Below are 15,907 nucleotides of genomic sequence, written 5' to 3'. Positions count from 1 at the left end.
GCATGCAGGCCCGAAGCACCAGTCTGACGGGCCGATTCCTACGCGTCTGTACGCAAACGAACGTTCAGCTTCAGGCCGCGCCGGGTCGTGCCGACGCCGCCCTGCGCCGCGTAGCCCGTGTGGCGGGCGCAATGGTCGAGCGCCTGGCGCAAGGCCGTATCGACATTACGCAAGGACATGCCGTGCCGTTCGGCCACTTCCTGGCGGGTCAGCTCGTCCACGCGCAGCGCTTCGAGCACTTGCCGGTGGCGCCGCGGCAGCAAATCGACAGCCAGCGCCAGCCGGCGCACGTCGGCCTGCAACTCGGCCAGGCGTTCCGGCCCCGCCGCCATATCGGCGAGGAAATCGACGAGGCCGGCACCACTCCCATCGCCGTCGTCCGCATACAGCCAGGCGCGGTTGCGGCGCAGGCTGTCCATGGCCGCATTGCACGCCACGCGAAACACATAGGCGACGGGGCTATGCGCCAGCGCAGCTCCGTCCGCGTCCCCGGCCGCCAGCCTGCCCAGGCGCAGCCAGGCGTCATGCAGGCTGTCGCTGGCCAGCTCGGCGCAACCCAGGTGGCGCGCCAGGCGCCGGTGCAGGGCCGCGTAATTGCCTTCCAGCACAGCCTGCAGGCGAGCGCCCTGCCCTGGCGCCACGTCGTTCGCCGCCTGCTGCCGGGGGCGGATGGCCGGGCGGTACCAAGCCATGCCCGTCATGCGCAAGGGCAAGGCAGCCGTCATATTCACCAGGCCGGCCATCATGGCGACAACCTGCTGCGCTCTTGCGCCGTCAGCTGGCGCGTGGCCGATTCCGGCAGCGGGCCCAGGCCCAGCACGCGCACGGCGCTGCGCGGGTTGTAGTCGGCCGCCTCGATGCGCGCGCCATCCTGCGGCGCCGCTTGCGCGCTGTCGGGCGGCGCGTCATTGCCAAACCCCAGCACGCGCACCGTGAACACCGATGGCTGCGCCGAACGGGTAGCGGCGCGCTCGCGCTGCACCACGTCCTGGGCGGCGGCCGTCGCCTGCGTGGCGGCCGCGCTGGCGTTCGTCATGGCGGCCACATTGACGGACGCCACGGCCGGCATGCCCTTGGACTCTCCCTTGACCTGGATGTTCGCCGCGTTCATCACCGTCAGCGCGGCCAGGTTGACGTTGCCCGACACGCGGATGCCCGCCTCGCCCGCGTCGATGGTGCCCAGCGGGGCCAGCAGGTCCACGTCGCCGGCCGGCACTTCGGCAATCGGCGCCAGGGTGGCGATGCCGGCGCCCGTGCTCGGCACGTCGGACGACAGGGTCACGTTGCCCCAGCTGTCATACACGCGCTTGGGCGGCGTGTAGACGATGGTCGACTTCGAGCCGCGCCCCGCGTTGATGTCGCCTTGCGACGACCAGCCGAGGATGTCGCCGCCGAACGTCGTCATGATGCGGCTCTGGCCCAGCAGGATGCTGCCGTGCGAGAACAGGCCGATATTGCCGCCGCCCTTGGTGATGACGCCCGAGGTCGACGGCGGCGCCTCGCCTTCGATGCCCAGCACCTGCTTGCCGCCCGGCGTCAGCATCTGGATGTCGCCGCCGAAGTTCGTATGCACGTAGCCGCTGCGGGGGAAGTAATCCCAGCGCTGCTCGCCGTCGTTGCGCTTGGCGTACAGGCCGCGGTACATGATGATGTCGCCCGCATAGGCAATCGCCCTGCCATTCGCGTCCGTGGCCGGCGCCAGGCCCGCGATGGCGTTGCGGCTGCGCAGGAAGCTGCCGTAGCGCGCGCTGTCCGCATCGTTGAACTCGCGCCCGCCCGCCTTCAGTTCCGCAAAATACACGTTGCGGGCAAACACGCGCTGCTGCGGCTCAGGCAAGGCCAGATAAAAGGCCAGCGCTTCGGCCACCGTGCCCTTGAAGCCGTAGCGCTCACCGAGCCAGGTCGCCAGTTCGCCGTCGTACGCTTTCACCACCTTGCCGGCCTGGTCGGCCAGCGGCACGCCCGTCTTCGCCACGTTCGCCGGGTCAAGATACGGCTTGACGAAGCGCAGGTAGTCGAGGCCGGCCGCGCCCACACCAGCCTGCATGGCGATGCCGGCGCCCGGGCGCTTGTCTCCCGCGACGACGGGGCCGAGGCTGACGACGCTGCCCTTGTCCTGCATCAATATATTGCGCCCGGCGCTGATGTCGAGCGTGCCGGGGCCGGCCACGTTGAAGGAACTGCTGAGGATATCGCGTCCAGCCGACACCACCGACACGTCGAACGCGTTGTTGTGCACGAACAGGTTGCTGTAATTGCGGAACATCATGTCGCCACCGCCCGTGCCGTCGATGGCTTCCAGCAGCGCCGTGCCGCTGCCGACGATATCGCGGCCCGCCCTCATCCAGACCGGTTGCGCGCCCTCGTACCAGGTGATGCCCGCGTGCTTGGCGTCGTAGAACGCGACCATGCGGCCGCTATTGACGCCGATCAGATCGCCCTTCACGGCATAGATACGCGCCACTTGCGTGCCGCTGTTGGCCGGACCGGCGGCGGAATCGGGCCCGAAGGCGAACAGCGGAAAGTTCCACTGTGACGACGGCACGCCCGAGCCCGAAACATTGCCGCCCGCCGACGTCAGGCTGCCAGGCCTGAGATTCCAGGCTTCGAAGGCCGGCTTGAACGGCGTGGCCATGCTGTCGGCGGCCGCGCCGGACTGGCTGACGGCATAGCCGCCCGCATAGATGGAATCGCCGGCCAGCCACTCCAGCTGGGCGTAGCCCGACGGCGCCAGCAGCAAAGGATCGGCATACGCGGTCGCACCACCCCAGTCCGAGATGGTCTTGCCATAGTACAAGCTGCCATTCGCGGCCGCGGCCCGCACGATGGACGGGTAGACGACGGCCAGGTCGGTGGCCGTGCCGACCGGCGCCGTCAGCGGCGTCATGTTGCCGCCGGCGGAGAACAGGTCGAGCGCCGTGCGCGGCGTCCACAGGCTGAACCAGCTGTAGCCGGCGCCCGGCTCGCCCGACGCGCTGATGAACGGCGCGGCGTTGAACATCGGCACGCGGCCGGGGTCGGCCACGTCCTGCAGCACCTGGTCGCCCAGGGTTGCCACGCTGACGGTGGCGTCGCCGGGCACCAGAGTCATGCCGCCCTGCGGCGTGGCGCGCGTGGCATGGAAGGCGTCGAAGGCACGCGTTTCCAGCGGCACGTGGTCGGTCGAGCGCGTGCCGTACTGCAGCGCGACCTTGCCCAGCTGGGCAGCGGCCACGTCCACGTGGCCGCGCAAATCGACCAGCGCGCCATTCAGGTGGCCGCCACCGGACTGGCTGGCAGGGTTGAGGGCGCCGCCCACGCGCAGGTCCAGGTCGCCGCCGCCCGTCAGTTGCAGGCTGCCATCGGCCAGCACGCGGCCCGTGCTGCCCACGGCCAGCAGCAAGCCCTGCGAGCGCGGATTGATGTTGATGTCATACACGGTGGCAACCTTGGGCGCCAGCACGCCCGCATCGCCCGCCACGTCGGCGCGCACGTTGCCGCCACCCAGGGTGCCGAAGCCCGTAAAGCCCAGCACGGTATCGGCCAGGGTATCGCGGCCCACGTAGCTGCCAAAATTGATCCACCACGCCGTCGGCTGGGCCGGGCCGCCCGTGGCCACACCGCCGCTGCCCTGGCGCCACAGCCAGTTGCCCACCGCCACCGAATCGCCCGGACCATCCTTGCTGACGGGGCGCCCGTTGGTGGCGGCGGACGCGCCGACCAGCGAGCCGCTCAGGTCGCCCGCCACCCGCAGCAGCAGATTGCCGCCCTGGTCCGGATACCATGCCCGGTAAATGCTGTCGGCGCCGCCATCGACCAGGCGTTCATGCGCACCATCGGGATTGGCCAGCACCTTGCCGTCCAGATTGCGCGCGCGCGCCAGGTTGTACGGGTCGCCGGCCGTGGTCGCCATGGACGACATGCCGGCCGTGTACACGCCGTACAGGCTGTCCACGCGCAAGTCGCCGCCGCTGACGAGGTCCAGGTCGCCCGTGCCCGTGCGCAGCACGCTGTGGCGCAGGCTGGACGCCTTGTTGTCGAAGGTAGGGTTGGAGGTGCCGCACCAGGTGGGGTTTTCCTCGCACATGGTGGGCCAGCCCAGGCCGGCCAGGTCGACCACGTCGCCCGCCTTCACGCTCGGGTCGGCGAACTCTTCCGCGCCGGCCTTGGTCCACACATAGGCTACCTTGAGCACGCACATGCTGGCGTCGCCAGCGCAGAACTCCGCCACGGTCTGGCCGAACTGGCTGATGAATTCCTCGGTGATCGGTTCGCCCGCCACGATGCCGACGATGCCCTCGCGCTCGCCCAGCTCCTGCGCCTCCTGCGTCCAGTGCTGCACGCCCTTCGGCGGGATCATGACGCCATACATGCCGTAATGGCTGTCGGCCAGGCGCAGGATGCCGTGGGCCGGATGCGCCTGCACGCTGCGCGTGTCGGCCGCGTCCAGGTCGGCGCCGGCCGCCAGGCGCATGCCCCACGATTGCGAACCTTCGGCCAGCATGGGCGCGATGGCCCACAGCGCGCCCTGGCGCCCCGCCACTTCCGGACGCAGTTCGATGGCATCCACGCCGGGCAGCAGCTTGACGTCGGTGCCGTTCGGGATCAGTGCGCCGACGGGCAGCACCACTTTGCCACTAAGCGTGACCACGTTGAGCTCGCCCAGCAAGCCCGGCAAGGCGACGCCTTTCGGCCAGGTCATGGCGCGCACCTTGACCATTTGCGCGACCACGTTGCCCGCGTCGAGCCGCATGCCGGCAGTAAAGGTCTGTTCCGTGGCCAGCAAGGTACCCGCCGCGTGGACGATATTGCCGGCGCTGTCGCGCACGGCAGCGGCCAGTACCGTACCGGCCGGCACGGTGAGCTTCTGGTTCAGGACCACATCCACGGGCAGGCGCGTGTTGGCGCGGAAACTCAGGGCCTTGACGGGCACGTCGTAATTGAGCGTGACGCCGCCCGGGAAGATGGTGCCGTCGGCCAGGGTCACGCCCTTGCCCGGCACGATGACGTCGCTGCCGTTGATGTCTCGCCCAGGCAGCAACAGCCAGCCCTTGTCGTCCTGCGTGGACGGCGGCGGCGCGAAGCCGTCATTGATGCTGCCATAGATATTCAAATCGCCGCCAGCGCGCAGCAGCAGGCTGCCCACCTCGCCCGAGCCGCGCGCATTCGTCACTTGAAAACGCGGATTGAGGCTGGCGTAGCGCATGCCGGACAAATCCAGGTCGCCCTGCACCACGAGGTCGCCGTCTGGCGTCTTGCTGACGATATCGACGCCGGGACGCAAGTGCAGCGCCTCGGCATACGCGGCCGTGTTCAAGCCCGCCAGCTTGCCATTGCGCAAGTTCGTGTTGGCCAGCGCCGCATCGATAAAGGCCGTGCTGTCCGCATGCTTGCTGTCGAGGTATGCCTGGTTGACCACCTGGTACGGGCGGCCGGTGGCCGACATGTCCGTGGCATAAGCCGCATCGTCATAGCGCTGCATGGCGTTGACGGCGATCGATTTCGCGCCGCGCACGGTAAAACCGCCACCGGCACGGACGCCGATGTCGCCAAAGGTGGCGGCGTCGACATCCTTGCTTGTACCGCCGCTGCCCAGGCGCGGCGCCGTCAATTCCACCGTGCCGCGCGCGGCGCCGTCGTGTTCTCCCTTGCCCTTCCCAAGCACGGCCGCCGTGCCGTGGCGCACGTCGATCTGCGCGCCGCCGGCCAGGTCCAGCAAGCCTTCGCCGCCGTTCAGTTCCACCATGGCCCGGTTCGGGCTGTCGATGATCTTGCCATAGCTGTCGACGCGCAGAACGGTGCCATGCGCGTCGAGCACGGCGTTGTTGGCCAGGGTGACGCCATGCTTGCCGGCCAGTCGGATGCTGCCCACGCGCTCGCCGCTGGCATCGATCACGCCGGCCACCGTCAGGCGGCCATTGTCGACGGCCACCTGCACCTCGCCTGCCTTGAGCTCATTGCCGATGGTCAGGTCGCCCTGTTTCAGCTGGAAGCTGCGCGCGCCCGTCACGCCGCCTTCGTTCAGGCGCGTGTTGAGCGCGGCGAACTGGCCGTCCACGGTGCCGCCCGCGCCCAGGGTGTGCGCGCGCACGTCCACGCTGCCATTCTTGTACGGCACCACAGTGCCGCCCGCGTCGTAGCTGCCGCTGGCGCCGCCCAATATCTTGCCTTGCAGCTCCACCATGCCGGCCGCGCCATCGAGGGCCACGGCTTTCAGGCTGCCGGCGCGGTTGTTCTCGGCCGACAGGTCGATCACGCTGCCGTTCGCTGCGCGGATGTCGCCGGCGCGGCTGTCCAGGGTCACGTCGCCGCCCCAGCTGTATTTATCCACGTCGAAGAAGGTGCTCTTGCGGCCCGCCATGTCGATGCGCGCAGCGTCGGCCACGCTGATGTCGTGCTGCGCGTTGACGGTGAGCTTGCCGCTTGGCAGCACCACGGCTGTCGCCACCGTCACGCTGTCGCCGTGCAAGGCCAGCTGGGCGCCCAGCGCGGCGTTATTCTTGGCGGGAATGGCTGCCGCCGCTCCGGCCGGCGCCGTCACGGCCAGCGCGCCACCGGCCGTGTAGCTGTGGGCGGAACCGGCGTCGCCCGTCAGCAGCGGCGTGACGATGTTCAGGTTGCCGCCGCTGTACTGGTAACCCTTGCCCGCCTCATACGCGCCCTGCGCCTGGTGGACGGACAGGCTGCCCTTGTGGTTGGCCGTGACCTGGCCCGACGCTTTCAGGTTGACGGTGCCAAAACCCAGCGCCAGGCGGTCGAAGGTGGCGACGCCGGCCGGCTGCGTGAACGGGCCGAAACCGAAATCGATGCGTTCCGCTTCCAGATTCAAGGTGCCGCTGCCCGTGCCGGCGCCGCGCGCAATCACGTTGCCGGGCGCCGACAGGGCGCCGCCCCAGATCAGATTGGCCGTACGGATGGTCGCCACCGTGCCGGCCTGGCCCTGGCCATACATGGCCGGCGTGGTCAGCACCAGGCGCTCCAGGTTCGATTTTCCGCTGACTTTGTCATAGGTGTCGAGCACCACGTCGCCATAGAAGTTGACGCTGTCGGCCGCGTTCAGCATCAGCGCCTGCAGTGCCGGCGCGCCCGTGCTGGTGTCGCCGCGTAGCAAACGGTCCAGCAGCCCCTGGTTCAGGGTCAGGCCGGCGGGACGCGTGCCGCTGGCCTGGGCCGCCGCCAGCGCCTCGTTCGAACCGATATTGATGGCGCCCACGGCCAGGCTCAGGTTGCGCGTGCCGTAGCGGGCCGTGTCGTCGAGCTGGAAGCTGCCGCTGGTCGCCAGCAGCAAGGTGCCTTCCGAGTACAGGCTGGCCGTGCCGCTACCCGCGCAAGCGTCGGCGCACATGCCGATGCGGATGCCGCCGCGCGTCGCGCCGCTGACGGGCGCCACGTTGAGCAAGCCGTTCGACGCGGCCAGCACGTGCACGTCCGGGCGGCTCTGGTAGATGAAGCCATCGTTGGCGTCGTAGGCCGCCTTGCCGCGTCCCAGGGTGTTGATGCCGGCGCCCGGCGCGATATCGATCACGCCGTCGCCCAGCTGGGAATTGCTTGGATCCTGGGCGACGAGGAATACTTCGGGCGCCGACAGGACGGCGCCGGCGCGCAGGTAGATGGCGCGCGCCGACTGGACGCCGAAGTTCACGTAATTGCCGCCCTGGCCATATTCCACGGTGGGCGCATTGCCCACCACGATGCGGGCCGCGCCGATATTGTTCAGACTGGAAGCGCGTATGCTGACCTGTTTCGCGTCACCGCTGGCCGGCGCGCCATCGGCGAGGAGCTCGATATCGCCAGCGGAGGTATTGCTCGACATCAGCACCACGGTGCCGCCATAGCCGCCCTCGGCCGCGGCGAACTTGCCCGTGCCGTGGAACTGGAACGTCTCCAGGCCGCCGCCGGGCGCCAGGTTCAGCTTGAGCGTTTTCGCATCGGCCGGCAGCATCGCGCGGGGAATGCCCCGCGTTTGCGCATCGGCCAGGGCAAACGCGGCATAACCCATTTCGTTGTACTGGGAATAGGTGCGCACGACCTTGGCCGGCGTGATGATCAGCTGGCTGGCCAGCGGCGCGCGGATGTCCGTGCCGGCGATCGACAAGGTGCCGGGCGCGGCCCAGGAACCGTTGCGCAGCGGCTGCGCCAGCGTACCGGCGCTGCCCGGCCCCGCCAGGCCGTTCAGCTCCACGCGGAAGGCGCCCGGCAGCAAGGCGTAGGTCGACGGCATCAGGGTGTAGGTGCCGGCCGCCAGGCCAGGCACGCCGTTGCCTATCGTCACCTGCCGGCCGATGGCCGCATCGGCGGCGCCCGAAGGCGCTTGCGGCGCCTGCACACCGGGCACGATGGCGTACACGGGATTCGTCGCCAGGCCCGGCAGGATGAAACCGCCGTTCGCATTCACTTGCGCCAGCGGATGATAGCGCGCATCGGTGGAACCGCCGCGGCCCGCGATGAAGCCGGCGCCCGTCAGTTCGCCGCCGCCGGACAGGTCGAGCAGTGCGCCCGGCTGCACCTGCACGGCCACGCCGGCCATTTCCACGCCGACGCGCAAGCCACCCTGCGCATTGAAGCCGCCCACGCCCATGAAGGCGGCCAGTTTGCCGTCCACGTTCCAGCTCTGGCCATCAACCGTGCCGCCATATGGCATGACCAGCCCGGCGCCGCTGACGGAGCTGATGCTGTTGGCCAGCAGATTGACAGTCAAGCTCTTGTCATTGTCATAGCGGGCCGCGCCGATCGCCAGGCGCCCCAGCGGCGCACGCACCACGCCGCCCTGCTCGATATGCGCGGCCTCCAGTTCCAGCGAGCCAAAAGCGGAATACGGCATGGCCGGCACGCCATCGGTCGTGCGAGCGATGCGCAGGCTGCGCGCCGGGTCGTAGCCGAACTTTCCATCGGTGCGGCCATAACCGACGCGTACGGCGGCGCCGGCGCCCGTGTCCGGGTACAGCTGGGCCGCGCTGAGGGTCATGTCGCCCGGCGAGGACAGCACCGTCGTCGCCTCCGCGCCACCCCAGCCCAGCGGGGACAGCAGGAAGCGCAAGTCGCCGCGGCTGCTCAGGCGCACGTCGTCGGCAACGATATTGACCAGGCCACGCACGTCGATCAGGTCGCCCGTCATGCTGACCTGGCCGGCGACCGGCGACTCGCCCGCCGTGCCTGGCGTGACATAGAAATCGCGTCCGACCGGCTTGACGCTGGCCAGGCGCACGTACGGCGCCGCGATGCCGACCTTCACGCCGGGCTTGCTGCCTGGTGTCAGCACGGGCGCACCGTACAGCTGGAAGCTTTGCTGCAGATGCAGCGACACGTCGCCATCGAAGGAGGCGGCGCCCAGCAGGGCCAGGCTGCCGAAGCCGCCCGCTTCCACCTGCTCCACGGAAAAACGGCCGTGGCCGTACTGCAGCGTTGCCGCCGCGTCCCGTGCGCTCACGTTTTCGGCCAGGTCGCTGGCGCCCTGGCGCTGCGTCAGCGCCAGCTGGCGCCCCTGCAGCACCTTGTCCGTCGCCAGCACTTTCAGGTATTCGGGCGAACCCGTGGCCACGGACAGGGTGCCGCCCGCCGCGCCCGCGCCACCGGCCCTGGCCAGCAGCTGGCCATCGAGATACAAGCCATTGTTCGACGCCAGCGCGATGCCGCCGCCCGCGCTGGCGACGTCGACGGCCGCGCCGTTCACGTCGAGTACGGCATGCGCGCCGGAAGCGTCGAGCACGGCGCCATCGCGCACGACAACGAACAGGCTGGCCGCCGACGTGCTGCCCTGCGCATGGTCGATCTCGCCGCCGACGACGATGCTGCCGCCATCGACCACCTTGCCGTAGCGCCGGCCCTGCGCATCCACAGCCGTGACGGCGCGCGAGGCGACGTCGAGCACGGCATTCTCGCCTATCCACAGGGAACGGCCATGGCCGGCCGCTTCCACGGCTTCGGACACACTCACGCCGACGCCCACGCCGCCCAGGCTGATCTTGCCGCCCCAGGCGTTCAAGCGCCCGTCCACCGTCAGCTGGCCCACGCTGGACAGTTTGATGGACTGGCCCGCATCGACGCTCACCACGGCACCCTTGCCCACCAGCAGTTCGGCGCTGGCCATGTCGGCCGCATCGGACTCGATATCGCCCACCTGCAAGGCCAGGCTGGCGCCCTTGCGCTGGGTCAAGGTGCCCTTGAGCGCGTTTTCCGTGACCTGCTCCGGCGTCCATACGGCCAGTTTCTCGTTGTCCACCACGCGCAGCACGGGCATGCGCACATCGACCTGCGTGCCATCCAGAACCATCACGCCCTGCTTGCCGACCAGGCTGTAGCTGGAAAACCCCTTGTCGAAGAAGTCGCCGCCCAGCTGCAGGGCGCCTTTCTGTTCCGTCTCGGCCTGGCCGATCACGATCTTGTTCGCCTGCAATTCCAGCTTGCCGCCGCCCACCACGCCATGGCCGCGCACTTGCGCGCCCTCGCCCAGCACCAGGTCGGCCTTCGGCCCATAGCTGGCCAGGCTCACGTTGCCGCCCTTGCCGCCCTGCTGCTTCGCCTGCGACAGGATGGCCGCGCCCGAGCTCACGTCGATCAGGCTGCCATTGCCGATGCGCACGTCGCCGCTCGCCCGCAACGAGACATTGCCGCCATTCATGTAGGGCAAGCCGACGGCGGCCAGCGGGTCGCGCAGCACATTGCTGAGCAAGCCGCTGGTGTCGAGGCTCACGCCATCAGCCAGCACCAGCTTGCCCACGGACCCACCCGGGATGACGACGGTGTCGCTCATGCCAAGCGCGCCGATCTGGTTCAGCACATTGCCGGCCGCGATGCTGCCGCCATGGCTGCGCAGGCTGGCGTTGATGGCCACGTCATTGCCGAACAGGGTGATGTTGCCGCCATCGGCCACCTGCAGCGCGCTGTCGACGGTGACCGCGCCCTTGGCCGCGATGCGGATGGCGCCCAGCTGCTGGCTGTTCAGCAAGCCGGTGTCGAGCAGCAGCTTGCCCTGGCGTTCAGCGTCCAGCATGCCTGTCACGTCGAGGCCGGCGGCGATGCCATCCTGCACACGCGTCAGGCGCACCTCGTCCATGACGGCCGACAAGGCATGCTGCAGCACACCCGTGCGCTTGTCGAACATGGCTTGATACTGGCCAACGATCAATTGTCCCCGCTGCGCGGCCGCGAACTGCGACTGCTGGTAGCCGTCGAGCAGCGCTTGCGGCGCCTGTACCTGGCGCTCGCCCTGGAAGACGTCGCCCGCGATGCCGCCTTCCAGCACGGCCGACCCCGTGGCGACCACCAGCTTGCCCGCGTCGCGGCCTGCCGTGTAGCCGTTTTCCAGACGCAGTTGCGCGGCGATCAGGGGATTGGCGTAGAAGGCGCTGGCATCCTTGCCCCAGCGCGCGTGTTCTTCCTCGTAGCCCTTGTAGACGCCCAGATACTGCAAGTCGCCGGGCGCGCTGCCCGCCTCGTGCAGCTTGCCGTCCGCGCCTTTGAGCCAGGTCTGGCGCACGGCGCCCGTCTGCACGTCCAGGGTGCCGCCGGACAGGTTGATGCTGGAGCCAAGCTGCGTGACGACATCCTTGCCGCCGAAACTCACCGTGCCGCCCTGCGCCATCCATTCGCTGACGGAATGACCTTGCGTGCCCAAATAACCGGCCACTTCCAGCAAGCCGCCGGTCGTGTACCAGCGGTCGCTGTCGTAGCCGTTCGTGCCTTTCGGTACGAACACGAGCTTGCGGCGGTCCACCCAGATGCTGCTGTTGATCAGGGCCTTGCCGTCGCGGTTGACGGGCGCGTCGCGCTGCTCGTTGCCCTGCACGTTGATCTCGACATTGTTCGCCGCCATCGCCACTTTCACGCCCACGGCGCCGGAAACGTCGAGCTGGGCCCCAGCGCGCACGAGGCTGCGGCTGCCGGCGTTGACGGCGAGCTGCCCGCCGGTGGCCAGGGTCAGCGAGTCGCCGAGGAATTCCACCGTGCCGGCGCTGCCGATCTCGATGCGCGACTGGTCGCGGCGGTCGTTGACGGCGAGGATGTTTTCCGTGGACGTCACGGCCGGCCCGCGCATGGCGTCGCGCTGGCTGTCGAGCGCCATCGTCTTGCCGTCGTCCTCGACGACGATGGCCGTGGTGGCGCCGCGTCCCAGGGTCACGGCCGCATCGCTGCCCAAGGTATTGAGGTGTATCGTGCCGCGCGTGGCCGCCGTGGTCGACGCGAGCAGCACGCCATCCTGCCGCACGTCGCGCCCGGCAAGAGTGATATCGCCTTCGCGCGCCTGGATCAGCCCCGTGTTGACGACCTTGCCCGCAGTGCTGGCGGCCGCGAATTGCGGCGTGACTTCGCTGCCGCGCGTGGTCGACAGCGGGTTGCCATCCGTGCCCACGCCCTTCTTGATGGTAAAACCGTCGCCGGCGGCCAGCAGGGCCTGGCCTTTCGGCGTATTGATCTCGCCAGCATTGTGGACCTCTTTGCCCAGCAGCATCACGTAACCGCCACCTTCCGTGCTGCCCTTGGGCGCATTGCTGGCCAGGCGCGCACCGGCCTGCACCAGCACCTTGCCGTCCGCCTCGGTGAACGTCGCGGCGCCGGCCGTGCCGGGGCTGTAGATGCCGTTCTTCTGGAATTGCGTATCGCTGATGCGGGCCGCGGCCGCCACCAGGCTGCGCGTGTCGACCTGGCTCGTGCCGGTAAACACGATGCCGTTGCGGTTAGCAATCAGCACCGTGCCGTCGGCCTTGATCTGGCCCTGGATCTGGCTGGGCCGCGCTTGCGGATCATTGACCCGGTTCAGCACGGCCCAATCCTTCTGCTGCTGGAAGGTCAGGGTCGTGTCCTTGCCGACGTTAAACGTTTCCCAGTTCAGGATGGCCTTGTCCGCCGTCTGCTGCACCAGCACGGCCGTCTTGCCTGCCGCCACCGTCTGCACGGGCGCCTGGGCGTTGAGCCAGCCGGCCGTCAGGCTGTTGGTGTCGACTTGCAGGCCGCCTTGTACGAGACCATCGGGCGCGCCGAGTGTGCCAGGTGCGCCGGCTGCCGCCTGGCGCGCCTGCGCCTGGGCCGCTTGCTGCGCGGCGATGGCGCGCGCGGCCAGGTTCAGGTTGTTGAGCGAGCGCTGCAACTGCTGGTTCGCCTGCTGTTGCTGGCCCTCTGGACGGCTGCCCAGGGGCAGCGGCTGGCCATTCGGCAAGCGGCCGGAGCTGGCCGCCGTATTTTGCGCCGCGCCCTTGGCCGCGAACCAGCCGCCGCTGAACGCCTGCTGCGCGCGGGCCGGCGTGCTGAAGGCGCCCGCCATCAGCATGGTGGTCAATGCGTAAGCGAGCGGCGTGAGCCGCAAGCGGCTGCCCAGCGTGGACGTGAGGACTGGGCGCTGGGCAGTGTGAAACTTGGTCATGGCAATGGTTTCCTGGCTAGAGAGAAGGGAACGGAGCCTGGCGTTAGCGCAAGCGTCCATGCCTCCATGACGTAGCTGGGCGGCGGAAGGGATAATACTTTTTGAAAAATATTTTGATTCCCCTGCCGCAGGGAACGCCGGGATCAGCTGAGCAAGACAATGCCGCCTGGCAGGCTGGTCATTTGCGCGCCCGTCAAGTCGCGTATCATCGCCAGCGCGCCATCCATCTGGGTGATGGAAAAACGCATGCGCACGAGACGCCGGCCCAGTTCGGCATTGCGCAGCACGACCCTGCCCGGACGGTAGCGGTTGATTTCATCGACCACGCGGGACAGCGGCTGGCCGGCAAACGACAGCGCGCCCGTGCGCCACGCGCTGGCCTCCCCCGCCGGCGCGGCCGTGGCCGCCTGCACGCCTTGCTCGTCGTAGACCAGTTGCTGCCCCGCATCGAGAGTCTGGCGGCGCTGCTGCCAGACCACGTCCACGGCGCCCGCCAGGCAGGTGACGCACACGGCGTCGTCCGTGTGGCGCACATTGAAGCGGGCCGACTGCGCCAATAAACGCCCCGCGCCCGCCAGCACCGACACAGGCTGGCGCGCGCCGCTGGCAACGATTTCCGCTTCGCCGCCCAGCAGTTCGATCGCTTCCGGCGCCCGCACATTGATGCGCGTCTGTGTATTCATCTGCACCGTCATCTGCTGCGACAGGGCCAGTTGCCGCTGCTCGCCCGTGCCCGTGCGGTAATCGGCGCGCAATTCCTGCAGCGACGGCCAGGCGCCCAAGGGCGGACGCAAGGCCAGCACGGCCACGCCGGCCGCCAGCGCGCCACCGAGAAACGCCCGCCGGCCGGGGCGCGCCGGGAACGCCAGCACGGCCGCCCCCTGCGGTGCGGCGGCGCGGGTCAAGGCGGGGTCGAGCGCCTGCCACACTTGCTTGAGTTCGCGCCAGGCGCGCGCATGGTCGGGGCTAAGCGCGCACCAGGCGCGCAAGGCGTCGGCGTCGGCTTGCGTAAAATCGTCGGCACGCAGCCGCGCCCACCAGGCAGCGGCTTCCCGGCCAATGGCCGTGTCGGCATGATCTAAAGGGGCGCGTGGATCGCGGTCGGGAGCAGTCATGGGATTCATCAATATTTACGCCGGCCCGACACATCGCTGCGCTGGGCCGCATCGGCGTCGGCCATGCACGTTTTACAGTGTTGCAGGGCGGCCTGCAATTCTTTCTTCACCATTGCCACGGAAATGCCGAAGCGTTCGGCGATTTCCGCATTGAGCATGCCGTCGATGCGCGCCGCCGTCAGGATGGCGCGGCGGCGCGGCGACAGGCCCGCCAGCGCCGCGTCGAGCGCCTGCACGTCGAGCCGCGCCGAGACGATGCGGGCCGGGTCGCTGATGTCGTCGCCCGGTTCGTCGGCCATGCCCATCAGCTCTTCGCGTTCGCGCTCGGTGACGATGATGCGGTCGCGGCGGTAGGCATCGGTGGCGATATTGGCCGCCATGCGCAGCAGATAGGCGTCGGGATTGTGGACGGGCGCGGCGGCGGGCCCCGGCGCCACCATCGCTTCGAGGCGCAGCCAGGTTTCCTGCAGCGCATCGGCCGCATGGTGCTTGCAGCCGACGACGCGCTCGAGGCGCCAGCGCAGCACGGCGTAGCGCGAACTGAGGTGGCGTTTGAGCTTGGTGCGCAGGTCGGGCATGCTCATGGCGCGGACATGGTCTTGGGGGCGCAATCGACTTCGCTGCCCGGCCCTTGCGGCAGCAGCAGGATCGAGACGGGCTGCGGCATCGAAGGCAGCGGCGCGGCGCCCACGCGCATGCCCAGCACGACGCGTGCAATGGCCGTGTCGCGCGCGCGCAAGCCCGTGCTGTCGAGCAGGTGCACGCGGTCCACCACGCCGGCACGGTTCAGATACAGTTGCAGCGCCAGGCGGTAGCCGCCGGGACGCGTCTGCGCCGCGCGGCAAAGCAGTCCCAGCAGCACATGCTGCAAGCGGCTCACATAGGCCGCATGGTCGCCGCCGCCCTGCGTGGCGCCCGGGATGTCGGCGGCGGCCACGACGGCGGCCTGCGGCAAGTCCGCTGCCGTTGCTGAAGCGCCGGCCGGGGCATACACGATGACGGCTTGCGCGTCGGACAGGCGCGATAGCAGGCCCGTGCCTTCCAGCAAGGCTTGCAGGGCCGCACCCGCCGCATACGGGCCGCGCACGGCGGCCGACTGGCGCTGCGCGTAGCGCTGGTCCATCAGCACGGCGACGCCCGTGCGGCGGCTGTACATATCGAGCGCGTCGCCCAGGTTTTGCGCGGCGATATCGAACTGCAACACGGCGCCATCGGCCGGCTGCGCCCGCACGGGCCCCACCGTGGCCAAGAAACCCAGCAGTACCAGGTATCCCGCCAGCGCAAGCACATGGACGGATGCCGGGCTGCCTGTCATATCGCTATCGAGTCGCTATCGTGTGAGGGGAAAACTGCGTGGCAACAAGGCATTGCCAAGTAACAATTCTTGCATCAACTGCAATAGCCTACACACAAAAAATGACGGCTTCGTGACATGCTTGCCATCAATAAATTTCGC

General features: G+C 69.0%; 5 protein-coding genes. All 5 read right to left on the bottom strand.

Annotated elements, in window-relative coordinates; translation table 11 throughout:
- Positions 1-38: 38 nt before the first annotated feature.
- The 5 genes from OPV09_RS13980 to OPV09_RS13960 all read right to left on the bottom strand — a co-directional run bounded on the left by OPV09_RS13980 (position 39) and on the right by OPV09_RS13960 (position 15,766).
- Complete coding sequence (locus OPV09_RS13980) at positions 39-746, bottom strand: sigma-70 family RNA polymerase sigma factor (RefSeq protein WP_338682206.1); 708 nt, start codon at positions 744-746, stop codon at positions 39-41.
- The gene (locus OPV09_RS13975) at positions 743-13,336 is read right to left on the bottom strand and encodes a filamentous haemagglutinin family protein (RefSeq protein WP_338682205.1); all 12,594 of its coding nucleotides are present in this window, start codon (positions 13,334-13,336) and stop codon (positions 743-745) included. The genes OPV09_RS13980 and OPV09_RS13975 overlap by 4 nt, the downstream gene beginning before the upstream one ends.
- A gap of 143 nt (positions 13,337-13,479) precedes the next feature.
- Positions 13,480-14,451: a FecR family protein gene (locus OPV09_RS13970; protein ID WP_338682204.1), complete on the bottom strand. Its 972-nt coding sequence runs from the start codon at positions 14,449-14,451 to the stop codon at positions 13,480-13,482.
- A gap of 8 nt (positions 14,452-14,459) precedes the next feature.
- Positions 14,460-15,035 (bottom strand): RNA polymerase sigma factor, encoded by a 576-nt coding sequence (locus tag OPV09_RS13965; protein WP_338682203.1) that lies wholly within the window; start codon positions 15,033-15,035, stop codon positions 14,460-14,462.
- Positions 15,032-15,766 carry a hypothetical protein gene (locus OPV09_RS13960; protein ID WP_338682202.1) on the bottom strand — a complete coding sequence of 245 codons (735 nt, stop codon included), beginning with the start codon at positions 15,764-15,766 and terminating at the stop codon, positions 15,032-15,034. Before OPV09_RS13960 ends, OPV09_RS13965 begins: the two co-directional genes overlap by 4 nt.
- Positions 15,767-15,907: the final 141 nt, after the last annotated feature.

Source organism: Janthinobacterium sp. TB1-E2, from assembly GCF_036885605.1.
In the GTDB taxonomy this organism is placed as follows: Bacteria; Pseudomonadota; Gammaproteobacteria; order Burkholderiales; family Burkholderiaceae_D; genus Janthinobacterium; species Janthinobacterium aestuarii.
The sequence above is the reverse complement of the archived record's forward strand: the minus strand, read 5'-3'. Positions and strand labels throughout refer to the sequence as shown.